Here is a 21540-nt window from a genome sequence, read left to right as displayed (position 1 = left end):
GGGGTCCCGGCCTACGGTGCCTTCAGCACCGCCCGGCAGGCGGCGGGCAGCGCCGCCATGGTCATGGCGGGCTTGGCCTTCGGCGGCGTCTTCGGGGGCTTCGGGTGGAGCACCGCGTCCGAGAACCAGTAGCTGAGGTCGTCGCAGCCGTCGCCCGGCGGCGGCGCGCCCTGGGGCTGGCAATCCTCCTGGCCGGCCGGGCAGGAAAGCCGGATATGGTAGTGGTAATTGTGCCCGTACATCGGGCGGACCTTGGACATCCAGCGGCTGCCCGCGGCGTCGCGGCAGAGGGCCTTCTTGATCGCCGCGTTGACGAAGATGCGCTCCACCTCCGGCTGCTCGGCGGTGATCTTGATCAGCTGCAGGTGCGTGGGCGTCCAGACCTGGGGATCGATGTCGAGGCGGTCGCGGCGGACCATGTCGGTGGCCGAGGTCTCCTCGCGCTCCGCCCGGCTCATGCGGTGGTCGGGCATCGGCGTCAGCCAGACGTCGGCGTCGATGCCGATCTGGTGCGAGGCGTGGCCGGTGATCATCGGGCCGCCGCGGGGCTGGGCCATGTCGCCCACGAGGAGGCCGGGCCAGCCGACCCGGGCGGCCTTCTGCGACAGCCGCTCGATGAAGTCGACCAGGTAGGGGGTGCCCCACATCCGGTTGCGGGACGGGCGCATGACCTGCCAGTTCGGCCCGTCGAGCGGCAGCGCCTCGCCGCCGGCGAAGCAGCCCTTGGCGTAGAAGCCGTAGATGTGGGCCGGACCGGAGGACGCCTTGGTGACCCGCCCGAACAGCGCCTTGGCGGGCGTCGAGGGCGCGTCCGGATTCTCCAGGGGCGGCAGCGGCTTCGGATTGACGCTGCCGCGATCCTGGGCCTGCGCGGCGGCGGGCAGGAGCAGGGCGGCGAGCGCGAGGTTCTGGGCGAAACGCGGCATCGGCATGCGGGGGCTGTTCGTCCGGCTGGAGAGGGCGGGCGCGGGCGCCCGCCGGAACGTGGCCCAGGGGCGGGGCGTTTTTCGGGCAGACGGCGCGCGTCGCGCGGAAACGGTCGGGAGGCGGCGATGACGGGAACGGGAACGGACACCGGTCAGCCCGGCACGGTGAACCCGGCCGGCCGGGAGCCCCGCCGCCTGATCGCCAGCGATCGGGTCATCGGGACGGATGTCCGCCGGCCCGACGGGACACGGGTCGGACGGATCGAGCGGCTGATGCTCGACAAGGTCTCGGGCCGGGTCGCCTACGCGGTGATGAGCTTCGGCGGGTTCCTGGGCCTCGGCGAGGACTTCTACACGCTGCCCTGGTCGGTGCTGCGGTTCGAGCCGCAGCAGGACGCCTACGTGGTCGACATTACCGAGGCGCAGCTGCGCGCCGCCCCGGCCCGCACCCCCGAGGGCACCGATCCGGCCGCGGACGGCGCCTGGGAGGAGCAGATCCACCGCTACTACGACGCGGCGCCCTACTGGGGCATCTAGGCGGCGCCGCGACCGTCTGCGGGTCTCAGCGGACGTGGCGCGTGACCGGCCCGCACCAGCCGGGCAGGTAGTCGGCGTCCTTGGACTTGGCCAGCGACATCGCCCGCTCCAGGGCCGAGGAGAAGTCGTTCTCGATCCGCTTCTCCTTGATGTTCCGCCGCAGGAAGTCGGCCCAGAGAAACTCGCTGAACGGCGTCGTGTCCTTCGCGAAGCCGCCGGCCCGGCGCAACTCGCCGGCGAGGCTGCGATAGGGGTCGTCCACCAGGGCGTCGACGGATTTCGGGATGTCGTCGAAGTGCTGGCGCACGCCGTCGGCGTCGTAGGGGTGGGTCCAGGATTTGTGGTCGCAGACCGTCCAGAACGCGTCCTTGTCGAGGTAGTGCAGGTCGGCCACCACGGTGACGAGCACGTTCTCGACGCCCTCCTCGTGCAGGGCGCGGGAGAGGTGGTGGTGATCGATGATGTAGTGGCGCTTCTTCGGCCCGAGCAGCGTCGGGATCATGTGGGCGCCGAGGAATTCCTTCTTCTTCTCGCCGTCGTACTCCCGCCAGCGCCGCCGCTTCTCCGCCACTTCCCGGTAGCCCACGGTCATCTGCGTCGGGCGCAGCTCCGCGATCGGGATGGTCTTGAGCAGCGGCTCTCTACTGGCCATGGGGTCTCCTTCGTGCGTGGATTTGTCACGCGATCGTCAGACACCTATTCAGGATCGGGTGAGCGGCCAGGGCGCGCGGCGCTCACGTTTCCGGCATCGCGCGGACGGCCTCCAGCACGAACACGCGGATCGCCGAGGACAGGTTCTGGCCGTCGCGGCCGGCGTCGATGTGCCCGATGAGGGCCTGGACCGACTGGCCCCGCGCCTCCGCGATCGCCCGCAGGGCCGCCCAGAACGGGTCCTCCAGGGACACGCTGGTCCTGTGGCCGGCGATCATCACGGAGCGCTTGGTGATGCCCGGGCTCATGGCGAGGCGGCTGCGCGTCCCGTCCTCGCGAGCGGAGCGAAGCGATCCAGGGCAGCGCGACCCTGGTCGGCGTGGCGCGACTGGATCGCTTCGCTCCGCTCGCAAGGACGGTGGGGCTGCTGCATCCGGATCTGCTCTCAGTCTGCCGGATCGGGCTCGCCCCGCTCCAGGCGGTGGCCCTCGTGCCGCTCGGTCTCCAGGGCCTTGCGGCGCTGCTGGAGGGTCCTGGCCTTCTTCGGCTGCCCGAAGGCGATGCGGTTGGACTCGGCCTTCGTGTCGGCCTCGGCGCGGGCCTTCGCCTTGCGGACCTGACGCAGGTTGATGATCTCGGCCATGGATCGCCTCCCGGCAATGGCGACCGGCGCAGGACACCCGCGCCGGCCAAATCCCAAGAAACTAATCGGCGCTGGGGGCCAGCATGGTCTCCGGCCGCACCACGCGCTCGAACTCCGCCTCGGTCACGTAGCCGAGGCGCAGGGCCTCCTCCTTGAGGGTCGTGCCGTTCTTGTGCGCGGTCTTGGCGATCTCGGCGGCCTTGTCGTAGCCGATCGAGGGGGCGAGCGCGGTGACCAGCATGAGCGACCGGCTCATCAGGTCGGCGATCTTGTCCTCGTTGGCCTTGATGCCGACGACGCAATTGTCGGTGAAGCTCACCGCCGCGTCGGCGAGCAGGCGGATCGACTGCAGCACCGCGTTGGCGATCACCGGCTTGAACACGTTGAGCTCGAAATTGCCCTGGGAGCCGGCGAAGCTCACCGTGGTGCCGTTGCCGATCACCTGGGCGCAGACCATCGTCAGGGCCTCGCACTGGGTCGGGTTGACCTTGCCGGGCATGATCGAGGAGCCGGGCTCGTTCTCGGGGAGCGACAGCTCGCCGAGGCCGGAGCGCGGGCCCGAGCCGAGGAAGCGGATGTCCTGGGCGATCTTGAACAGGCCGGCGGCGAGCGCCGAGAGGGCGCCCTGCGTGAACACCAGGGCGTCGTGGGTCGCGAGCGCCTCGAACTTGTTCTCGGCCGACGTGAAGGGCAGGCCGGTCAGCTCGGCGACCTTGGCGGCGAAGCGCTCGGCGAATTCCGGATGGGCGTTGAGGCCGGTGCCGACCGCCGTGCCGCCCTGGGCGAGCGCCAGCACCCCCGGCAGGGTCGCGGCGACCCGCGAGCCGCCGAGGGCGACCTGCGCGACGTAGCCGGAGAATTCCTGGCCGAGGGAGACCGGCGTCGCGTCCTGCAGGTGGGTGCGCCCGATCTTGACGATCGCGTCGAACGCCTTGGCCTTGGCGTCGAGGGCGGCGTGGAGGTGGGAGAGTGCCGGCAGCAGGCGGCCCTGGATCTCGCGGGCCACCGCGATGTGCATGGCCGTGGGGAAGGTGTCGTTGGAGGACTGGCCGCGGTTGCAATGGTCGTTCGGGTGGACCGGCGACTTGCCGCCGCGCTGGCCGCCCAGGCGCTCGTTGGCGAGGCTGGCGATCACCTCGTTGGCGTTCATGTTCGACTGGGTGCCCGAGCCGGTCTGGTAGATGACGAGCGGGAACTCGTCGTCGTAGCGGCCCTCCACGACCTCGGCGGCCGAGGCCGCGATGGCGTCGGCGAGCTTCGGGTCGAGGGCGCCGAGATCCTTGTTCACCAGGGCGGCGGCCTGCTTCACCACCCCGAGGGCGTGGACGAGCGGCGCCGGCATCCGGTCGGTGCCGATCTTGAAGTTCTGGATCGAGCGCTGCGTCTGCGCGCCCCAGTAGCGGTGGGCCGGGACCTCGATCGGACCGAAGGTGTCGGACTCGGTGCGGGTGGCGGTCTCGGTGGGCGACATCGTGGCCTCTACGTCTGGTGCAGTGCGGTGCCTACTTAAATGAGGCGCGGGTGAATCGCGATGCCGGTTTTCCCCGGTGCGCCGACAAGGGCGGGGCTCTGTTCCCGCCGGACAAGGAGCCGATGAGCGCCACGATCGATCTCTCCGAACCGATGGCCGGCACCCGGTTCCGCCCCGTCGTGCCGCCGCCGCTGAAGGAGCCGCTCGGCTTGTTCGAGTTCCTGCGGGCGGCGCGCAAGAACCCGATCACCACCTGGATGGACGCGCATTTCAAGCTGCCGGTCGTGGCGGCCGAGGGCGCGATGGGCCGGATCACCCTGGTGAGCGACCCGGCGCTGATCCGCTACCTGCTGATCGAGAACCCCGACGGCTACCGCAAGGACGACCTCCAGCGCCGCGTGCTGGCCCCGGGGCTCGGCAACGGCCTGCTCAGCGCCGAGGGCGACGAGTGGCGGCTCCAGCGCCGGACGCTGGCGCCGATCTTCAACGCCCGGACGGTCCAGGGCTTCTCCGACGCGATGAACGCCGCCGGGGCGCGGCTCGGCCGCCGCCTCGTCCGCCGCGACGGCAAGCGGGTCGACGTCGCCCTGGAGATGACCCGCGTCACCCTCGACGTGCTGGAGCGTACGATCTTCACGCAAGGTTTGCCGAGCGATCCCGACGCGCTGGGCCGCGCGATCACGCGCTTCCTCGAGGCCGTCGGGCCGATCGACCCCCTCGACGTGTTCGGCGTGCCCGATTTCGTGCCGCGGATCGGCCGGTTGCGGGCGCGCCCGGCGGGGCGCTTCTTCGCCGAGGTGGTCGACGAACTGATCGCCCGGCGCAAGGCGCTGATGGCGGGGGGCGAGGCGCCCCGGGACCTGCTGACCCTGCTGCTCGCCGCGCAGGATCCCGAGACCGGCAACGGGCTCTCGGACCTCGCCGTGAAGGCCAACATCGTCACCTTCATCGCCGCCGGCCACGAGACCACGGCCAATTCCCTGACCTGGGCGCTCTACTGCCTGTCGCAGGATCCCGCCGCGCAGGCGCGGGTCGAGGCCGAGGTCGACGCGGCCGGGCCGGGGGATTTCGCCGTCGAGCGCCTGCCCTTCACCCGGGCGGTGATCGAGGAGGCGATGCGGCTGTTCCCGCCGGTGCCGTTCCTCAGCCGGCAGGCGGTCCGCGACGACCGCCTCGGCCGGATCAAGGTGCCGCGGGGCTCGCTGGTGATGGTGGCGCCCTGGGTGCTCCACCGCCACCAGCTGCTCTGGGACGACCCGGAGGCCTTCGTGCCGGAGCGGTTCCTGCCCGAGAACCGGGACGCGATCCCGCGCTTCGCCTACCTGCCGTTCGGGGCGGGGCCGCGGGTCTGCATCGGCCAGAGCTTCTCGATCCAGGAGGCGGTGATCGTGCTGGCCCACGTGGTCCGGGCGGTGCGCTTCCGGCTGCCGGCGGATCACCCCGCGGTCACGCCGCTCCACCGGGTGACGCTCCGGCCGGAGCACGGCTTGCGCATGGAGGCCGAGCGGCGAGCGTGAGCGGGTTGACGGGTTCCCCGTGCGTTCTCACATTGCCGGAACGGGTCAGCAGAGTCGCGCTGGCTGAGATCGGGCACGAACCGCGATGGTCGACACCGTTGCTCCCGTGACGCTGGATTATGCCGAGCAGGTCGCCCGCGTCCTGCGCTCCAATGCGGAGACGGAAAAGTTCGTGGCCGAGCAGCGGAAGCTGATCGACGAGCAGACCAAGCTTCAGGCCGAGGCGGCGAAGCTGCACGCCGAGACGCTCAAGCTCGGTCGAGACCGTGTCCTGGCCCCGCTCTCCATCGGTTTCGCCGGCATGGCAGCTGCGGCCGCATTCTTCGGCGCGGGCGCCGCGTTCGTCAAACTTCTGAGCCCCTGACCGTCGATCTGGGGCACGACCGGCGCCGGCGCGGTCCGAAATGCCTGCCGCGACTGTGTGAAGCTCCCTGGGCGATCGTCTGGGCAACGTTCGGTCGAGGCCTGCTATCGGGCATGCCCCGAGCTTCGATTTGAACGCGTTCCCATCGCCTCGCCTCACCGCGCCTGAGCCTGACGGATCTCGCAGCGGAAAGGTCGTGACCGAGTCGGCCAGGGGCGATCTCAGCTCTTCTTGCGGAAGGCGTCCAGGCTCACGACCTCGGCGCTGCCCTCCTCGCCCTCCTTCTTGGCGGCGGGGCGGGGGGCCTTGTCGTCGGTCTTGCCGGCGTCCTTCTCGCCCGGGGCGGCGGGCGCGGGAAGACCCTTCGGCGCGCCCGCGCCGATCGTCGCGAGACCGGCGCTCTTGGGCCGCACCTCGCCGGGTTCCGAGCCGGCGCCGCGGGGACCGGGCTTGGCCGGGGCGGCGTTGGCCTCCTCGGGGGTCTCGCCGGCCTCGCTGAGGTCGAACTTCAGGCCGAACTGCACGGAGGGGTCGAAGAAGCCCGACAGGGCGTCGAACGGCACCAGCAGGCGCTCCGGCACGCCCGAGAAGGACAGGCCGACCTCGAAGGCGTGCTCGGTGACGTTGAGGTCCCAGAACTGGTGCTGCAGGACGATCGTCATGTCCTGCGGGTACTTCTCGCGCAGGGCCTGCGACATCCGCACGCCGGGGGCCTCCGTCCGGAACGAGACGTAGAAATGGTGCTCGCCCATCAGCCCCTCGCGGGCCGCGTCGGTCAGGACCTTGCGCACCACGCCGCGCAGGGCGTCCTGTACCAGGAGGTCGTAGCGGATCAGGTCGTCTGCCATCTGCGGTCGCGCTCTCGCCCGGTCTGCCCGGCGCCCCGCCGCGGATGGCCGGACCGAGGACTGAAGTGGAGGCTTCTGTTGCCAGGCGCCTCCGAACCCCGCCTATGCGGAGCTACCCGCTAGGACTTCAGGTCGATATTGGGGACCGCTTACGCGGCCACCGCCACCGGAGCAAAGTTGTCGTTGGCAACTATTGCAAAGGCCCGATAACGGCGGAACCATGCCGAGCGAAAGCTCAACCTTTACGCCCTCGTCGATCCTATTTCGCCCCCGCCGAAGCCCCGGTTCCGATCACGCCCCTTGCGGCAGCATGTCCTGGGCTCGGGTGGAGGCGCCGGGTACCGCCCCCGGGTCCGATAGGTTTATTGCGAAGAACGTTTATCGCCATAGCCGGCCTCGCGACCGGCTCCCGAGATATAGAGGGGATCGGTCCGGTTTTGAAGCCCGATCGTGTCGCGCCGCCGCCTCATTTGGAGCCTCCGGGGGAGGCTGTTGCCGGAAGTGCGCAGTCGCGCGCCGCCGTCCCCGACGCGCGGGGCCCGCTCGAGCGCGCCTGGGGCGCGACGTGGCGGCTCGGCGCCCTGGTCGCCCTCGTGATCGTCTATCTCGGCGCGGCGAGCCTCCTGTCCCTCGCCACGGTGCGCGTCGGCTTCGACCTCTGGAGCGGGATCGACCCGTTCCTGCCCCCCGAGCGGCGCCCGTTCCTGGGCGCGGTGGAACTCGCCCACCGGGCCTTCGCGATCGACGCCCTGCGCCAGGTCTACCTCGCCGCCCTGGTGCTCGGCGGCGCGTGGTGGCACGACCGGACCGGTTGGCGCCGCCGCCTCGCCCTCGACCGCGAGCGGCCGAACGGCATGCGGCCGGTCGCGCTGCTGGGCCTCCTGCTGGTCTGGCCAGTGCTGCACATCGCCTGGGTCACCGGCACGGCGGAGCTGTTCGGCGCGAGCTTCGGCCAGCACGTGCGGCTGTCGCCGTTCATGAGCCAGGCGGCGGTCGCGGCCTGGCTCGCCTATCTGGCGATCCTGGCGCCGGTGGCCGAGGAGCTGCTGCTGCGCGGCGAGGCCTTCGCCCGCGCCCGGGCGGCCGTCGGACCCGCGGGGGCGATCCTGGTCACCGCGCTCATCTTCGCCGCCGCTCACATCTCGTCCTGGGGGCTCGCCCGGCCGGTCTCGCTGCTGCCCCTCGCCCTGGCGCTGGGCTGGCTGCGCTGGCGCACCGGCCGGCTCTGGCCCGGCATCGCCCTGCACGGCTGGTCGAACCTCGCCCTAGTGACCTACCTGCTCTGGCCGGTTTGAGGGCCGGTCTGAGGTCGGCTTGGCCGACAGGGCGCCGCGCGCAGGCCTGCGCCGGAGCGGCTCCCACGCGACGGCGGTGGACATATGGCGGCGGCGCGCTTGCCGGCCGGCGCGCCGGCGCGCAGGAATGGGCGATGGACGCTTATCACGACCTGCTCCGGCGCATCCTCGACGCGGGCGTCGCCAAGGACGACCGCACCGGCACCGGCACGCTCTCGGTGTTCGGCCACCAGATGCGCTTCGACCTGTCGGCGGGCTTCCCGCTGGTCACCACGAAGCGGCTGCACCTGCGCTCGATCATCCACGAGCTGCTCTGGTTCCTGGCGGGCGACACCAACGTGGCCGCGCTGAAGGCGAACGGCGTGACGATCTGGGACGAGTGGGCGGACGAGCGCGGCGATCTCGGCCCGGTCTACGGCAAGCAGTGGCGCTCCTGGGAGAGGCCCGGCGGCGGCACGGTCGACCAGATCGCCTGGGTGCTCGACGAGATCCGGCGCAACCCCGATTCCCGCCGCCTGATCGTGTCGGCCTGGAACCCGGCCGACCTCGACCGGATGGCCCTCGCGCCCTGCCACTGCCTGTTCCAGTTCTACGTCAGCGAGGGGCGGCTCTCCTGCCAGCTCTACCAGCGCTCGGCGGACGCCTTCCTGGGCGTGCCGTTCAACATCGCGAGCTACGCCCTCCTGACCCACATGATCGCCCAGGTGACCGGCCTCGGGGTCGGCGACTTCGTCCACACCTTCGGCGACGCCCATCTCTACCGGAACCACCTGGAGCAGACCCGCACCCTCCTGGCCCGGGAGCCGCGCCCGCTGCCGCACTTGCGGCTCAACCCGGAGGTGCGCGACCTCTTCGCCTTCCGGTTCGAGGACATCGCCATCGAGAACTACGACCCGCATCCCGCCATCGCGGCCCCGGTGGCGGTATGAGCGGCAATCCGCTTTCTACGGCTTCCAGAGTACCGAGGCGCGGCGCTTGTGCGAGGGTTCGCCTCTAAGATGTTACGCGACTAGAAGAGACAGATTTCCCTGTGACTTAGTTTCGGCAGGAGGATTTATAAATTTTTCAGGGAATTCTTCGAGGTCCTTCTTAGAAACGTCTGGCTTCTCCCTCACTAAAAATTCTTCCAGCTTTCTGTGTCTTGTGTATTTATTGCGTCGTTCCAGTATCGATATATTGAAATCGTACTCATCTATATCTGACGCCTTGAATTCTTGTTTGCTTATCAGGACCCACTCACGCAGATCGAATCGCTCTTTAAAATAAGCGTCCCCGCAGTCAATTCTATGCTGAACCTCGGTCAGATAGATTTTTGTGAACAATTGCTTGAACACTAGATAAATCTGCGCCCCGCCGATGACTATGATTTGAGAATTTCCCTGTATAATTGAAAAAAAATCTGCTATAAACAGGGCGTCTTCTGGTGATTTCGCCCAATAAAGGTTGTCTCGATTTTCTCCCCCTTTTGTTGAAAGGACAATATTAATTCTGTTTGGAAGCGGTCGACCTAAAGATTCGAGAGTTTTGCGGCCCATTATGACGGCGTGACCTACAGTCACTGATCTAAAAAATTTCAGATCAGTTTTTAGTTTCCATGGCAATTCATTCTCGCAGCCGATTACGTCGCCCGGATTGCTCCGGGCAACAATGTATGAAATCGATGGCATTGTGCGTTCGATCGGTTTCATTTTGTTAATATTTCATTCTGCCAGGCATTGGGCTGCGTGCATCAGAGAGCATCATCTCCTCGAACAGTTAAGGTGATATGTCGGCCTCGCTGTGGGGGTACGTAGGCAGGCCCTTGTTACGCAGCGAATCCAGAATCAGCGCCCCGACTCAAACGGTTTCTGTGAAGCGTATCTAACTTGATGTCGCAGTTGCCAACCATGCTCGGCATGCCCACCTGCCAGCCTTGACAGCACGGGGCGTGCGCCCGCAGGTGCCTGTCGGGTGCGCGCGCTCACGCCGGGCCTGCACATCCTGCGGGAAGATGCGCGTGCGGGCCCTCGAGGCCTCCAGCCGGGAGCGGTCGCGGTGCGATCGGTCCGGATGGTCGGGACTAGGCGGGCGAGCGTGGCCGTTCAGGCAGGGGGCGCCGGTCGGGACGTGGGCCGGGCGCGGACAGGCAGGAGACGACGGCTAGGATGCCTTGGAGCAATCAGAGCGGCGGCGGGGGGCCCTGGGGCCGGCCCGGCGGTAACGGCGGTGGTCCCTGGGGTGGCGGCAGCGGCGGCGGCGGTGGCAAGACGCCGCCGAACCTCGAGGACCTGCTCCGGCGCGGGCAGGACCGCCTGCGCGGTCTGATCCCGGGCGGCGGTGGCGGTTCGGGCGGCGGTTACGGCGGCGGCGGCTCGACCGGCGTCGGCGGCGGCCGCAGCGCGGCGGTGATCGCCGTCCTGGCCGTCGCCATCTGGCTCGCGACCGGCTTCTACACCGTCTACCCCCGTCAGGTCGGCATCGAGACCATCTTCGGCCGCTACGTCGGCACCAAGGGCGAGGGCCTGCGCTACAACTTCCCCTATCCGATCGGCGGGGTGGTGAAGCCGGATGTCGGCTCCCAGAACTCGATCCAGATCGGCTTCCGCGCCGGCCCGAACGGGCAGGGCCGCAACCGCGACGTGCCGGACGAGAGCCTGATGCTCACCGGCGACGAGAACATCGTCGATCTCGACTTCGAGGTGCAGTGGCGGGTCAACCCGCTGAAGGCCTCCGACTTCGTGTTCAACCTCCAGAATCCGGAGGGCACCATCAAGGCGATCTCCGAGAGCGCGATGCGCGAGGTGATCGGCCGCCGCAACATCCAGGCGATCCTCACCAACGAGCAGTCGAGCATTGCCCAGGAGGTGAAGGAGATGGTCCAGAAGGCGCTCGACGAGTACGGCGCCGGCGTGCGCATCGAGGTGGTGCAGCTCGTCTCGGTCAACCCGCCGCCGGAAGTGCGCCCCGCCTTCATCGACGTGAACGCGGCCCAGCAGGACGCCGACACGGCGCAGAACGAGGCCAAGACCTACGCCAGCCGCGAGGTGCCGCAGGCCCGCGGTAAGGCGTCCCAGATCGTCCAGCAGGCCGAGGCCTACCGGACGAAGGCGACCGCCGACGCCACCGGCCAGGCCGCGCGCTTCAGCGAGGTCTACGCCTCCTACAAGGCCGCCCCGGCGATCAGCCGCGAGCGGATCTTCCTGGAGACGATGGAGAAGGTCCTGGGCTCCGTGAACAAGGTGATCATCGACCAGAACGGGACGCAGCCCGGCGGTGCCACCGCGGCCGGCGTGCTGCCGGTGCTGCCGCTCTCCGAGTTCGGCGCCCGCGCCCAGACCCAGACGGGAGCTGCCCGATGAAACAGGCTCTCCGCACCGGCCTGATCGTGGTCGCGGCCATCGTCGCGATCGGCCTCTACGCCTCGATCTTCACCGTCGGCCAGATGCAGCAGGCGCTCGTCCTGCAGTTCGGCCGCGTCCGGGCCGTCCTCAACGCCACCGGCGAGGACAAGCCCGGCCTGTACTTCAAGATCCCGTTCATGGAGAACGTGGTCGTCTTCGACAAGCGCGTGCTCGACCTCGACCTGCCGGTCCAGACGGTGCTCACCGCCGACCGGCAGAACCTGGAGGTGGACGCCTTCGCCCGCTACCGGATCGTCGATCCGCTGCGCTTCTACCAGGCGGTGGGCAATATCGGGCTGGCCAACCAGCGGCTCGCGAGCTTCACCAATTCGGGCCTGCGCAACGTGCTCGCCCGCTCGACCCGCGACGCGATCGTGAAGACCGATCGCGGGCAGCTGATGCACCAGATCCAGGAGGACGTGAACCGGCAGGCCAAGGCGCTCGGCATCGAGATCGTCGACCTGCGCATGACCCGCGTCGACCTGCCCGCGCAGAACTCGGCCGCCGTCTACCGGCGGATGAAGACCGAGCGCGAGCGCGAGGCCGCCGACATCCGCGCCAACGGCGACCAGATCGCCGCCACGATCCGCGCCAAGGCCGACCGCGAGGTCACGGTCATCCTCGCCGAGGCGACGCAGAAATCCGAGCAGCTGCGTGGACAGGGTGACGCGGACAAGAACCGCATCCTCGCGGACGCGTTCGGGAAGGACGCGGACTTCTTCAGCTTCTACCGCTCGATGCAGGCCTACGAGAGCGGGCTGAAGGGATCCGATACCCGCCTGGTGATCAGCCCGAACACGGATTTCTTCCGCTTCTTCAGCGATCCGCAGGGCCGGGCACCCGCCCCGGCCGCCCGCGGGCCGCGCGGACCGGCCGATCCGAGCGCCACCACGGGCTCGACGACCGGCTCCACGGCGGGGACGGCGCGCTGAGGGGGCCCGTTGGCGCCCCAGCGCCCGGGGATTACCGTGCAGGACAACCCGCGGGCGATCGGCCATCGGTCGGGGCCCGCGGGACCGGAAACGCGTTCATGAAGAGGTCGACCATGCACCCCGTCGCGAGCGCCCCCGAGGCGCCGTTCGACCGCGCCCCGGCGCGGCCCCGCTCCCGCGCCCGCGCGGTGATGGTCTCGATCCTGATCGGCGCCTCGGTCACCGTCTCCGTGGCCGCGGCCGCCCTGCCGGTGCCGGCCTTCGCCAAGGGGCCGGCCTCCCTCGCCGATCTCGCCGAGCAGGTCACCGACGCGGTGGTGAACATCTCCGCGTCCACCACCGTCGAGGCCCGCGCCGGCCGTGCCGGGCCGCAGGTGCCCCCGGGCACCCCGTTCGAGGACCTGTTCGAGGAGTTCTTCAACCGGCGCGGCGGCCGCGGCGGCGGTGGCGGCGGTGACGGCGACGGGCCGCGTCAGCAGCGCAAGTCGAACTCCCTCGGCTCCGGCTTCATCATCGATTCCGCCGGCCTCGTGGTGACGAACAACCACGTCATCGGCGACGCCAACGACATCCAGGTCATCCTGCACGACGGCACGAAGCTGAAGGCCGAGATCGTCGGCAAGGATTCGAAGATCGACCTCGCGGTCCTGCGGGTGAAGCCCCCGGCCGACCGCACGCTGAAGGCCGTGCCGTTCGGCGATTCCGACAAGATGCGGCCCGGCGACTGGGTCATCGCCATCGGCAACCCGTTCGGGCTCGGCGGCTCGGTCTCCGCCGGCATCGTCTCGGCGCGGGGCCGGAACATCGAGTCCGGACCCTACGACAACTACATCCAGACCGACGCGGCCATCAACAAGGGCAATTCCGGCGGCCCGCTGTTCAACATGGACGGCGAGGTGATCGGCATCAACACGGCGATCCTGTCGCCGACCGGCGGCTCGGTGGGCATCGGCTTCGCGGTCCCGTCGGGCACGGCCAAGCCCGTGATCGACCAGCTCCGCGACTTCGGCGAGGTCCGCCGCGGCTGGCTCGGCGTGCGCATCCAGAACGTCGACGACACCACCGCCGAGGCGCTCAACCTCAAGGGCGGCGCACGGGGCGCCCTGGTGGCCGGCGTCGACGAGAAGGGACCGGCCAAGACCGCCGGGATCGAGGTCGGCGACGTGATCCTGAAGTTCAACGGCGCGCCGGTGAAGGCCTCGGGCGACCTGCCGCGCATCGTCGCCTCGACCCCGGTCGGTCAGAAGGTCGACGTGGTCGTCATGCGCAAGGGCGAGGAGGTGACGAAGCCCGTCACCCTCGGCCGCCTGGAGGACGGCGACAAGCCGCAGCTCGCCAACCTGCGCCAGCCGGAGCCCGAGAGCGCGACCCGGCAGGCGCTGGGCCTCAACCTCTCCGGCATGACCGACGAGCTGCGCAAGAAGTACTCCATCAAGGACACCGTGAAGGGCGTGGTCGTCACCCGGGTCGACCCGAACTCGACCGCCGCCGACAAGCGGATCCAGCCCGGCGAGGTGATCGTCGAGGTCGGCCAGGAGTCGGTCAGCACCCCCGCGGAGGTGACCAAGCGGATCGACGCCCTCAAGAAGGACGGGCGCAAGTCGGTCCTGCTGCTGGTGGCGGGCGCCACCGGCGACGTGCGCTTCGTGGCCGTCGGCCTCGACTGAGCGGTCTCATCGCGTCGCCGAGGGCCGTCGCTCCGCGGGGGGCGGCGGCCCTCGCGCGTTCAGGGGTCCCACATTGACGCTGCGCCGCGGCACGGCACACTGGGGCCGCGAGTCGGTGCGGCTCGGGCGGGTTCGGACCCATGACGGCCGTTGCGTTCGACACCCTGAAATTCGCCCGCGCCCTGCGGGAGACGGCGAAGCTGTCGCCCGAGCAGGCGGAGGGCCTGGCCGACGCGCTGGTGGACGTCTTCGACGGGAATCTGGCGACGAAGGCCGACATTCGCGACGTGCAGGCCGAACTGCAGATCGTCCGCGGCGATATCGAAGCCCTCAAGATACAGACCCGCGGCGACATCGAGGCACTGCGACTCACGACCCAGGCGGATATCGAGGGGCTTCGCATCTCGACCAAGGCGGATTCTGACAGTCTTCGTCAGTCGACCAAGTCGGATATCGAAGCCCTCCGCCTATCCACAAAAGCCGACATCGACGGTCTGCGCCTCGAGACCAAGGCCGACATCGAGGCCGTGAAGGGCGCGATCGCCTCCGCGAAGGTCGAGACGGTGCGCTGGCTCGTCGGCGCGATCGGCTTTCAGACGCTCGCCGTGCTCGGCGCGGTCATCGCCCTGACCCGCACCCTCCACTGAGCCTCACCCCACGAACTCCGCCGCCGCGTAGCCCTGCAGGTACAGGAGCGCGGTGAGGTCGCCGTGCTCGACCCGGACCCGCGCCGCGGCCGCGACCGCGGGCTTCGCCCGGAACGCCACCCCGAGGCCGGCCTCGCCCAGCATGTCGAGGTCGTTGGCGCCGTCGCCGACCGCGAGGGTCTCGGCGGCGCCGAGGCCGAGCTGCCCGCGCAGCGCGATCAGCGTCGCGCGCTTCTCGGCCTTCCCGACGATCGGGTCCTCCACCAGGCCGGTGAGCCGCCCGTCCGCAACGCCCAGCACGTTGGACCGGTGCTCGTCGAAGCCGATCATCGCGGCGATCGGGCCGGTGAACAGCGTGAAGCCCCCGGAGACCAGGCAGGTCTGGGCGCCGTGCGCCCGCATCGTCCGCACCAGCGTGCCGCCGCCCGGGGTCAGGGTCAGGTGCTCGGCGATCAGCCCGTCGACCGCGCCGACCGGGATGTCCTTCAGGAGCGCGACGCGCTCGCGCAGGGCCGGCTCGAAGGCGATCTCGCCCCGCATCGCCCGCTCGGTGATCGCCGCCACGTGGTCCTTGAGGCCGAGCGTCCCGGCGAGCTCGTCGATGCATTCCTGCTCGATCATGGTGGAATCCATGTCGGCCAGGAACAGGCGCTTGCGCCTGTGCGCGTCGGCGGGCAGCACCGCGAGGTCGATCGGCTCGCCGGCCAGCGCCGTGCGCAGCCTGTCGGTGAGGGCCGCCGCGGCCGCGGGCTCGCCCGGCACCAGCAGCTCGGCCGCCACCTCGCCGTGCAGGATCCGGGGCTGGTGCTCCGTCCGCAGCACGGCGCGCGTCTCGGCCAGCACCGCGTCGGTGATGGACGGCCGATCCGGGTTTGCTATCAGGACCGCGACCAGCATCGTGGAGTTTCGCCTTGCCGCCAGACCGGGGGGAAGCCGGGGGGCGCCCGGCCGCGGTCCTCATCGCAGGGCCCACCGCGTCGGGCAAGTCGGCGCTGGCCGCCCGGCTGGCGGAGCGTCACGGCGGCGTGGTGATCAACACCGATTCCATGCAGGTCTACGCGGACCTGCGCCGCCTGACCGCGCGGCCCGACCCGGACGAGGAGGCGCGCGTGCCCCACCGGCTCTACGGCCACGTCGACGGCGCCGTGAACTACTCCGCGGGGCACTTCGCGCGGGACGCGGCGGCGCTGCTGGCGACGCTCGGCGGGCGCCTGCCGGTCTTCGTGGGCGGCACCGGCCTGTACTTCCGGGCGCTGGAGCAGGGGTTTTCGGAATTGCCGCCGGTGCCCGACGTCGTGCGGCGGCAGGTGCGGGACGCGGCCGAGGGCCGGCCGACCGAGGCGCTGCACGCCGAGCTCGGCCGGCACGATCCCGAGGGGGCCGCCCGCCTGCGCCCGAGCGACCGGATGCGGGTGATGCGCGCCCTGGAGATTTTTCTCGCGACGGGCCGGCCGATCGCCAGCTTCTACGGCGATCCCGTTCCCGGCCCGCTCGCCGGGCGGAACCTCCAGAGAATCTTCCTGGCACCCGACCGGGCGGTGCTGCGGGCCCGGATCGACGCCCGCTTCAAGACCATGATCGCCGAGGGGGCGCTGGACGAGGTCGCCCGCCTGCGCGCGCGCGATCTCGACCCGATGCTGCCGGTGATGCGCGCCCACGGGGTGCCGGGCCTGATCGCCCACCTCGACGGCGCGATGAGCCTCGAAGCGGCGATCGTCCGGGGGCAGGCGGACACGCGGGCCTACGCCAAGCGCCAGGTCACGTGGTTCCGCCACCAGATGGGGGAGGCGTGGCGCTGGGTGGATCCGGAGGCGGCGGAGGTCGAGGCGCTGTTCTGAGGCGAGCGTCCGGCCCGCCGGGCGAGACCGGCGCGCCCGGCGCCGCGACCGGTGCAGCCCCCTCTCGCGCGGGAGAGAGGGCCTGTCGCGTCCGTCTTGCCCGGTCCTCGGCTCCGGGCGAAGGCTGAGAGCCCTCAGCGCTCCAGCCGCGCCACGAGGCTCGACGTGTCCCAGCGGTTGCCGCCCATGGCCTGCACCTCGGCGTAGAACTGGTCGACGAGGGCCGAGACCGGCAGCTTGGCGCCGTTGCGGCGGGCCTCGTCCAGCAGGATGCCCAGGTCCTTGCGCATCCAGTCGACCGCGAAGCCGAAGTCGAACTTGCCCTGGTTCATGGTCTTGCCGCGGTTCTCCATCTGCCAGGAGCCGGCGGCGCCCTTGGAGATCACGTCGAGCACCGCCTCGACGTCGAGGCCGGCGCGCTTGGCGAAGTGGACGCCCTCCGACAGGCCCTGGACGAGGCCGGCGATGCAGATCTGGTTGACCATCTTGGTGAGCTGGCCAGCGCCGGCCGGGCCCATCAGCCGGCAGGCGCGGGCGAAGGACCCGATCGCGCCCTCGACCTTGGCGTAGGTCGCCGCGTCGCCGCCGCACATCACGGTGAGCACGCCGTTCTCGGCGCCCGCCTGGCCGCCGGAGACCGGCGCGTCGATGAAGCCGAGCCCCTTGGCCTCGGCCGCCGCGGCGAGTTCCCGCGCGACCTCGGCGGAGGCCGTGGTGTGATCGACGAACACCGCGCCGGGCTTCATGCCGGCGAGCGCCCCGTCGTCGCCCAGCACGACGCTGCGCAGGTCGTCGTCGTTGCCCACGCAGGCGAACACGATCTCGGCGCCCTCGGCGGCCTGCCGGGGCGTGGGCGCGTGGGCGCCGCCGTAGGTCTTCACCCAGGCCTCGGCCTTCGGGGTGGTGCGGTTGTAGACGGTGACGTCGTGGCCACCCTTCTTGGCGAGGTGTCCGGCCATCGGGCCGCCCATCACGCCGAGACCCAGGAATGCGACCTTCGCCATTGTCGTGCGCTCCTCGCAGGCCCGACCGCGCCGGCGCCCTTCCATCTCCGACGGCGGGCGGCGCACGGAGCTCGGCAGCCGGGCCGTGAAGGGGGTCGGGGCCGTGCCGGGGGACCCGATGTGACAGATTGGGCGTCGTGCCGCCGCCGACGCTGCATCACAGGTCGGATCGCTTGCGTCAACGCCGGACCAATAGGATAACCCGCCCGTGTAGCCCGGGACCACGAAGTCCCAGCCGGAGCCCCCCGCGCGTGGCCCCGCGCGCGAGGCGTTCGGTCAGGGAGTGGGACATGGGTTCGGCGATCGGCAGGCACGGGCCCTGGGCCCTCGTGGGGGCGCTCGGCGCCGCGGCGCTCGCGATCGTGGCGAGCCAGCGCGGCGAGACGATCAACGCCCTCTGGATCGTGGTCGCGGCGGTCTGCGTCTACCTCATCGCCTACCGCTACTATTCCCAGTTCATCGCCGACAAGGTGATGCGGCTCGACCCGAAGCGCGCGACCCCCGCGGTGCGCCACAACGACGGGCTCGACTACGTGCCCACCAACCGCGGCGTGCTGTTCGGCCACCACTTCGCGGCGATCGCGGGCGCGGGCCCGCTGGTCGGCCCGGTGCTCGCCGCCCAGATGGGCTACCTGCCCGGCATGCTGTGGATCCTGGCCGGCGTGGTCCTCGCGGGCGCCGTGCAGGACTTCATGGTCCTGTTCGTGTCGATGCGCCGGGACGGCCGCTCGCTCGGCGAGCTGATCCGGGCCGAGCTCGGCACCGTGCCGGGCATCATCGCCCTGTTCGGCACCTTCCTGATCATGGTGATCCTGCTCGCCGTGCTGGCGCTGATCGTCGTCAAGGCGCTGGCCGAGAGCCCCTGGGGCACCTTCACGGTGATGTCGACGATCCCGATCGCCATGCTGATGGGCGTCTATTCGCGCTACATCCGCCCGGGCAAGATCGGCGAGGTCTCGATCCTCGGCTTCGTCCTGCTGATGCTCGCCATCGTCGCCGGCGGCTCGGTGGCGGCGAGCCCGGTCTGGGGGCCGGCCTTCACCTTCACGGGCCCGCAGCTCTGCTGGATGCTGATCGGCTACGGCTTCGTGGCGTCGATCCTGCCGGTCTGGCTGCTGCTGGCCCCACGCGACTACCTGTCGACCTTCCTCAAGATCGGCACCATCGTGGGCCTCGCGCTGGGCATCGCCTTCGTCGCCCCGCACATGCAGATGCCGGCGGTCACCAAGTTCGTGGACGGCACCGGCCCGGTCTGGGCGGGCAGCCTGTTCCCGTTCCTGTTCATCACCATCGCCTGCGGCGCGGTCTCGGGCTTCCACGCCCTGATCTCGTCGGGCACCACCCCGAAGCTGATCGCCAGCGAGTCCGACGCCCGCTTCATCGGCTACGGCGGCATGCTGATGGAATCCTTCGTGGCGATCATGGCGCTGGTCTCGGCCTGCGTGATCGACCCGGGCGTCTACTTCACCATGAACTCGCCCGCGGCCCTCATCGGCACGACGCCCGAGACCGCCGCCGCCGCGGTGACCAAGCTCGGCTTCGCCACGACGCCGGAGGTCATCACCCAGACCGCCGCCGACGTCGGCGAGCACACGATCATCTCGCGGGCCGGCGGCGCGCCGACCCTCGCGGTCGGCATGGCCCACATCATCTCGTCGGCCATCGGCGGCAAGGCGATGATGGCCTTCTGGTACCACTTCGCGATCCTGTTCGAGGCGCTGTTCATCCTCACGGCCGTGGACGCGGGCACCCGCGCCTGCCGGTTCATGGTGCAGGATCTCGTCGCCTTGGCGATCCCGTCGTTCAAGAACACCACGTCGTGGGGGCCGAGCATCGCGGCGACCGCCATCTCGGTGGGGGCCTGGGGCTACTTCCTCTACCAGGGCGTGACCGACCCGCTGGGCGGCATCAACACCCTGTGGCCGCTCTTCGGCATCTCGAACCAGATGCTGGCCGCGGTGGCGCTGACGCTCTGCACGGTGGTGATCTTCAAGATGAAGCGCGAGCGCTACGCGTTCGTGACCATCATCCCGACCGCGTGGCTGTGCATCTGCACCCTCACGGCCGGCTGGCAGAAGATCTTCTCGGCCGACCCGAAGATCGGCTTCCTGGCCCACGCCGAGCGCTACGCGGCCGCCGCCGCGGAGGGCAAGGTCCTGGCGCCTGCCAAGAACGCCGACCAGATGAGCCAGATCATCCTCAACGACCGGATCGACGCGGTGCTGGCGGCCCTGTTCATCGGCCTCGTCGTCGCCATCGCGGGCTTCGGCATCGCCGCCTGCGTGAAGGCGTGGCGCGCGGACCGCTGGACCGCGCTGGAGACCGAGCCGCACATGGTCGCGGCGGAATAGGAGGTCCCATGCTGCCGTCGTCGAACCTGCGGGACCGGATCCGGACGCTGTCCAAGTGCGTCTGCGACGGCGCCCGCCTGATGGTCGGGCAGGGGGACTACGCGGCCTATGCCGAGCATGTCCGCCGCACCCATCCCGACCAGGCGCCGATGAGCGAGGTGGAGTTCTTCCGCAACCGGGAGAACGCCCGCTTCGGGGTCGGCAACACCGCGGGCTTCCGCTGCTGCTGACAGGCGGCCGGTGAGCTTTGTCGTCCTTGCGAGCGGAGCGAAGCAATCCAGGCAGCGCTGCGTCTTCCAACGTGGCGTTGCCCTGGGTCGCTTCGCTGCGCGCGCGATGACGGCGGCGTGTCCTCGCCGCGGACCGGGCCCCGCTCGCTGCGCGGACCCGATCGGGCCCGGCCGGCGTTCTCCACGCCGGAGGGCCGCCCGGCCCTTGCCAGATGCGGAAGGCCGATGACCGACCAGAGCGTGCAGGACCCGATCGAGCCCCGGGCCGTCAACATCGCCCATGCCTGGGAGCGGGCCTACTGGGCGCGCCGGTTCATGGTCCCGGTGGAGCAGGTCGAGGCCGCCGTGGCGGCGGTCGGCGACGATCCGGCCCGCGTGGCCGCCCATCTCGGGCGGGACTGGCCGGGCCACGAGCCCGCCACCTGATACCGCCGCGCCAGGACTAGTCCTCCGCGATCCCGGGCTTAAGCTCGGCCGCATCTTGACTCCGCCGCCACAATATCCGCCATCTCAGGCCCGACGGGAGGTCGGCATGAGCATTTTCCAGGACGCCATCCTTCGGTTCGGCCGCACGATCATGTCGTACGCGGGCGACGCGGTCTTCCTGCAGGCCGCGGTCTCGTCCGCCGCCAACGTCATCGTGGCCGATGGCGACGTGGGCGAGGAGGAGATCGAGTCGGCGATCACCGGCATCCGCGCCAACCCGATCCTCGAGAAATCCTACGACACGCTGCGCGTCGAGCAGGAGCTCTATGAGGCGATCACCCGGGCCAAGACCCGGGCCGGGCGGCTGGAGAACCTGCGCCATGTCGGCGCCATCGCGGATCGGCCGATCGAGCAGCGCCAGGACGTGTTCCTGATCGGCGCGGACGTGGCCGATATCGACGGCATCAGCGAGGTCGAGCACAAGGCGCTCGACGAGATCGCCGGGGCGCTGCAGGTCGACAAGTCCGCCCTGCTGCGCTGATCCGGCCGGCCTGTCGCCCGGCAGACCCCGGGACGGCGCGCCGGGACCGCTCTCCCCGTCCGGCACCCACATCCCGAGGTGACGCGGCCCGGCCCGCCGTGCCGGGTCTTCGCGGACGCCGGCGCGGGCGCGAGGCCGCCGCCATCCCGAACCTGCGGCGACGCGGCCCGTCCCTTGCCTGACCGGACGTGATAGCGAAACAGTCCGGGTTTAGCCGGTGAGCCGGTATACAACGCGGAGTTGCCGGCCCGGGGCCGGACGGCGGAGACCGC

At 70.2% G+C, this 21540-nt stretch carries 23 protein-coding genes and 1 other RNA gene; 14 read left to right on the top strand and 10 right to left on the bottom strand.

Features of this window, described 5'->3' with window-relative positions; genetic code table 11:
- Positions 1–11: 11 nt before the first annotated feature.
- Complete coding sequence (mepA, locus tag ACLBX8_RS21335) at positions 12–932, bottom strand: penicillin-insensitive murein endopeptidase (protein ID WP_447715712.1); 921 nt, start codon at positions 930–932, stop codon at positions 12–14.
- Between the two features lie 120 nt (positions 933–1052).
- On the opposite strand from mepA, the gene ACLBX8_RS21330 reads away from it, so the two are divergent.
- Complete coding sequence (locus tag ACLBX8_RS21330) at positions 1053–1463, top strand: PRC-barrel domain-containing protein (RefSeq protein WP_447715711.1); 411 nt, start codon at positions 1053–1055, stop codon at positions 1461–1463.
- Between the two features lie 25 nt (positions 1464–1488).
- Here the strand turns inward: ACLBX8_RS21330 and ACLBX8_RS21325 are convergent, their stop codons facing one another.
- The 4 genes from ACLBX8_RS21325 to fumC all read right to left on the bottom strand — a co-directional run bounded on the left by ACLBX8_RS21325 (position 1489) and on the right by fumC (position 4228).
- The gene (locus tag ACLBX8_RS21325; protein WP_020091301.1) at positions 1489–2115 is read right to left on the bottom strand and encodes a ParB-like protein; all 627 of its coding nucleotides are present in this window, start codon (positions 2113–2115) and stop codon (positions 1489–1491) included.
- An 82-nt stretch (positions 2116–2197) separates the two neighbouring features.
- A complete protein-coding gene (locus tag ACLBX8_RS21320; RefSeq protein ID WP_020091300.1) occupies positions 2198–2422 on the bottom strand; it encodes a ribbon-helix-helix domain-containing protein in 225 nt (74 codons plus the stop codon).
- A 137-nt stretch (positions 2423–2559) separates the two neighbouring features.
- Positions 2560–2757 carry a DUF4169 family protein gene (locus tag ACLBX8_RS21315; protein WP_056524383.1) on the bottom strand — a complete coding sequence of 66 codons (198 nt, stop codon included), beginning with the start codon at positions 2755–2757 and terminating at the stop codon, positions 2560–2562.
- Between the two features lie 61 nt (positions 2758–2818).
- Entirely contained in the window at positions 2819–4228 is a 1410-nt protein-coding gene (gene fumC, locus ACLBX8_RS21310) for a class II fumarate hydratase (RefSeq protein WP_020091298.1), read from the bottom strand.
- A 122-nt stretch (positions 4229–4350) separates the two neighbouring features.
- On the opposite strand from fumC, the gene ACLBX8_RS21305 reads away from it, so the two are divergent.
- Together ACLBX8_RS21305 and ACLBX8_RS21300 are read left to right on the top strand one after the other, a co-directional pair.
- Positions 4351–5745, top strand: coding sequence for a cytochrome P450 (locus ACLBX8_RS21305; RefSeq protein ID WP_447700550.1), 1395 nt, complete (start codon positions 4351–4353; stop codon positions 5743–5745).
- 85 nt (positions 5746–5830) lie between these two features.
- Entirely contained in the window at positions 5831–6109 is a 279-nt protein-coding gene (locus ACLBX8_RS21300) for a hypothetical protein (protein WP_056524376.1), read from the top strand.
- Between the two features lie 221 nt (positions 6110–6330).
- Here the strand turns inward: ACLBX8_RS21300 and ACLBX8_RS21295 are convergent, their stop codons facing one another.
- Both ACLBX8_RS21295 and ssrA read right to left on the bottom strand, forming a co-directional pair.
- Positions 6331–6957 carry an SspB family protein gene (locus ACLBX8_RS21295; RefSeq protein ID WP_020091294.1) on the bottom strand — a complete coding sequence of 209 codons (627 nt, stop codon included), beginning with the start codon at positions 6955–6957 and terminating at the stop codon, positions 6331–6333.
- A 64-nt stretch (positions 6958–7021) separates the two neighbouring features.
- Positions 7022–7403, bottom strand: a transfer-messenger RNA (tmRNA) gene (ssrA, locus tag ACLBX8_RS21290).
- Between ssrA and ACLBX8_RS21285 the strand changes: the two genes are divergently transcribed.
- Both ACLBX8_RS21285 and ACLBX8_RS21280 read left to right on the top strand, forming a co-directional pair.
- On the top strand, positions 7395–8252 hold the full coding sequence (locus ACLBX8_RS21285; protein WP_447700551.1) for a CPBP family intramembrane glutamic endopeptidase: 858 nt from the start codon (positions 7395–7397) through the stop codon (positions 8250–8252). The genes ssrA and ACLBX8_RS21285 overlap by 9 nt on opposite strands.
- A gap of 134 nt (positions 8253–8386) precedes the next feature.
- On the top strand, positions 8387–9181 hold the full coding sequence (locus ACLBX8_RS21280) for a thymidylate synthase (RefSeq protein WP_447700552.1): 795 nt from the start codon (positions 8387–8389) through the stop codon (positions 9179–9181).
- Positions 9182–9253: 72 nt separating this feature from the next.
- Here the strand turns inward: ACLBX8_RS21280 and ACLBX8_RS21275 are convergent, their stop codons facing one another.
- Positions 9254–9940 carry a dihydrofolate reductase gene (locus ACLBX8_RS21275; RefSeq protein WP_447700553.1) on the bottom strand — a complete coding sequence of 229 codons (687 nt, stop codon included), beginning with the start codon at positions 9938–9940 and terminating at the stop codon, positions 9254–9256.
- A gap of 456 nt (positions 9941–10396) precedes the next feature.
- On the opposite strand from ACLBX8_RS21275, the gene hflK reads away from it, so the two are divergent.
- The 4 genes from hflK to ACLBX8_RS21255 all read left to right on the top strand — a co-directional run bounded on the left by hflK (position 10397) and on the right by ACLBX8_RS21255 (position 14878).
- Entirely contained in the window at positions 10397–11590 is a 1194-nt protein-coding gene (hflK, locus tag ACLBX8_RS21270; protein ID WP_331297775.1) for an FtsH protease activity modulator HflK, read from the top strand.
- Complete coding sequence (gene hflC / locus ACLBX8_RS21265) at positions 11587–12564, top strand: protease modulator HflC (RefSeq protein WP_020091289.1); 978 nt, start codon at positions 11587–11589, stop codon at positions 12562–12564. The genes hflK and hflC overlap by 4 nt, the downstream gene beginning before the upstream one ends.
- Before the next feature lie 113 nt (positions 12565–12677).
- Positions 12678–14231: a DegQ family serine endoprotease gene (locus tag ACLBX8_RS21260; protein ID WP_447700573.1), complete on the top strand. Its 1554-nt coding sequence runs from the start codon at positions 12678–12680 to the stop codon at positions 14229–14231.
- A 140-nt stretch (positions 14232–14371) separates the two neighbouring features.
- Positions 14372–14878 (top strand): coiled-coil domain-containing protein, encoded by a 507-nt coding sequence (locus tag ACLBX8_RS21255; protein WP_447700554.1) that lies wholly within the window; start codon positions 14372–14374, stop codon positions 14876–14878.
- Positions 14879–14881: 3 nt separating this feature from the next.
- Here ACLBX8_RS21255 and serB read toward each other — a convergent pair whose 3' ends face one another.
- On the bottom strand, positions 14882–15775 hold the full coding sequence (gene serB, locus ACLBX8_RS21250) for a phosphoserine phosphatase SerB (RefSeq protein ID WP_447700555.1): 894 nt from the start codon (positions 15773–15775) through the stop codon (positions 14882–14884).
- A 14-nt stretch (positions 15776–15789) separates the two neighbouring features.
- Between serB and miaA the strand changes: the two genes are divergently transcribed.
- On the top strand, positions 15790–16716 hold the full coding sequence (gene miaA, locus ACLBX8_RS21245) for a tRNA (adenosine(37)-N6)-dimethylallyltransferase MiaA (protein ID WP_447715710.1): 927 nt from the start codon (positions 15790–15792) through the stop codon (positions 16714–16716).
- A gap of 134 nt (positions 16717–16850) precedes the next feature.
- On the opposite strand, the gene ACLBX8_RS21240 is transcribed toward miaA, so the two are convergent.
- Complete coding sequence (locus tag ACLBX8_RS21240) at positions 16851–17720, bottom strand: NAD(P)-dependent oxidoreductase (protein ID WP_447681994.1); 870 nt, start codon at positions 17718–17720, stop codon at positions 16851–16853.
- Between the two features lie 290 nt (positions 17721–18010).
- Between ACLBX8_RS21240 and ACLBX8_RS21235 the strand changes: the two genes are divergently transcribed.
- From ACLBX8_RS21235 to ACLBX8_RS21220, 4 genes are all read left to right on the top strand, one after another.
- A complete protein-coding gene (locus ACLBX8_RS21235) occupies positions 18011–20071 on the top strand; it encodes a carbon starvation CstA family protein (protein ID WP_447681993.1) in 2061 nt (686 codons plus the stop codon).
- Positions 20072–20079: 8 nt separating this feature from the next.
- Complete coding sequence (locus ACLBX8_RS21230) at positions 20080–20301, top strand: YbdD/YjiX family protein (protein ID WP_020091282.1); 222 nt, start codon at positions 20080–20082, stop codon at positions 20299–20301.
- A gap of 225 nt (positions 20302–20526) precedes the next feature.
- Positions 20527–20727: a DUF3606 domain-containing protein gene (locus ACLBX8_RS21225; protein ID WP_020091281.1), complete on the top strand. Its 201-nt coding sequence runs from the start codon at positions 20527–20529 to the stop codon at positions 20725–20727.
- A gap of 106 nt (positions 20728–20833) precedes the next feature.
- Positions 20834–21268, top strand: a complete 435-nt coding sequence (locus ACLBX8_RS21220; protein WP_020091280.1) for a tellurite resistance TerB family protein — start codon at positions 20834–20836, stop codon at positions 21266–21268.
- The last annotated feature ends 272 nt before the right edge of the window (positions 21269–21540 follow it).

This window comes from Methylobacterium sp. D48H (assembly GCF_053345715.1).
Note: the sequence above shows the minus strand (reverse complement) of the source record. Positions and strands in the feature narration are given on the sequence as shown.

Excerpts from the sequence above, each read along its gene's own strand:
- ACLBX8_RS21230 (WP_020091282.1), top strand. The coding sequence starts at position 20,080 with ATGCTGCCGTCGTCGAACCTGCGGGACCGGATCCGGACGCTGTCCAAG.
- ACLBX8_RS21315 (WP_056524383.1), bottom strand. The coding sequence starts at position 2,757 with ATGGCCGAGATCATCAACCTGCGTCAGGTCCGCAAGGCGAAGGCCCGC.
- ACLBX8_RS21320 (WP_020091300.1), bottom strand. The coding sequence starts at position 2,422 with ATGAGCCCGGGCATCACCAAGCGCTCCGTGATGATCGCCGGCCACAGG.
- ACLBX8_RS21330 (WP_447715711.1), top strand. The coding sequence starts at position 1,053 with ATGACGGGAACGGGAACGGACACCGGTCAGCCCGGCACGGTGAACCCG.
- ACLBX8_RS21260 (WP_447700573.1), top strand. The coding sequence starts at position 12,678 with ATGCACCCCGTCGCGAGCGCCCCCGAGGCGCCGTTCGACCGCGCCCCG.
- ACLBX8_RS21275 (WP_447700553.1), bottom strand. The coding sequence starts at position 9,940 with ATGAAACCGATCGAACGCACAATGCCATCGATTTCATACATTGTTGCC.
- ACLBX8_RS21255 (WP_447700554.1), top strand. The coding sequence starts at position 14,372 with ATGACGGCCGTTGCGTTCGACACCCTGAAATTCGCCCGCGCCCTGCGG.
- mepA (WP_447715712.1), bottom strand. The coding sequence starts at position 932 with ATGCCGATGCCGCGTTTCGCCCAGAACCTCGCGCTCGCCGCCCTGCTC.
- ACLBX8_RS21300 (WP_056524376.1), top strand. The coding sequence starts at position 5,831 with ATGGTCGACACCGTTGCTCCCGTGACGCTGGATTATGCCGAGCAGGTC.
- serB (WP_447700555.1), bottom strand. The coding sequence starts at position 15,775 with ATGCTGGTCGCGGTCCTGATAGCAAACCCGGATCGGCCGTCCATCACC.
- ACLBX8_RS21295 (WP_020091294.1), bottom strand. The coding sequence starts at position 6,957 with ATGGCAGACGACCTGATCCGCTACGACCTCCTGGTACAGGACGCCCTG.
- hflK (WP_331297775.1), top strand. The coding sequence starts at position 10,397 with ATGCCTTGGAGCAATCAGAGCGGCGGCGGGGGGCCCTGGGGCCGGCCC.
- ACLBX8_RS21235 (WP_447681993.1), top strand. The coding sequence starts at position 18,011 with ATGGGTTCGGCGATCGGCAGGCACGGGCCCTGGGCCCTCGTGGGGGCG.
- hflC (WP_020091289.1), top strand. The coding sequence starts at position 11,587 with ATGAAACAGGCTCTCCGCACCGGCCTGATCGTGGTCGCGGCCATCGTC.
- ACLBX8_RS21220 (WP_020091280.1), top strand. The coding sequence starts at position 20,834 with ATGAGCATTTTCCAGGACGCCATCCTTCGGTTCGGCCGCACGATCATG.
- ACLBX8_RS21240 (WP_447681994.1), bottom strand. The coding sequence starts at position 17,720 with ATGGCGAAGGTCGCATTCCTGGGTCTCGGCGTGATGGGCGGCCCGATG.
- ACLBX8_RS21280 (WP_447700552.1), top strand. The coding sequence starts at position 8,387 with ATGGACGCTTATCACGACCTGCTCCGGCGCATCCTCGACGCGGGCGTC.
- ACLBX8_RS21305 (WP_447700550.1), top strand. The coding sequence starts at position 4,351 with ATGAGCGCCACGATCGATCTCTCCGAACCGATGGCCGGCACCCGGTTC.
- fumC (WP_020091298.1), bottom strand. The coding sequence starts at position 4,228 with ATGTCGCCCACCGAGACCGCCACCCGCACCGAGTCCGACACCTTCGGT.
- ACLBX8_RS21325 (WP_020091301.1), bottom strand. The coding sequence starts at position 2,115 with ATGGCCAGTAGAGAGCCGCTGCTCAAGACCATCCCGATCGCGGAGCTG.
- ACLBX8_RS21225 (WP_020091281.1), top strand. The coding sequence starts at position 20,527 with ATGACCGACCAGAGCGTGCAGGACCCGATCGAGCCCCGGGCCGTCAAC.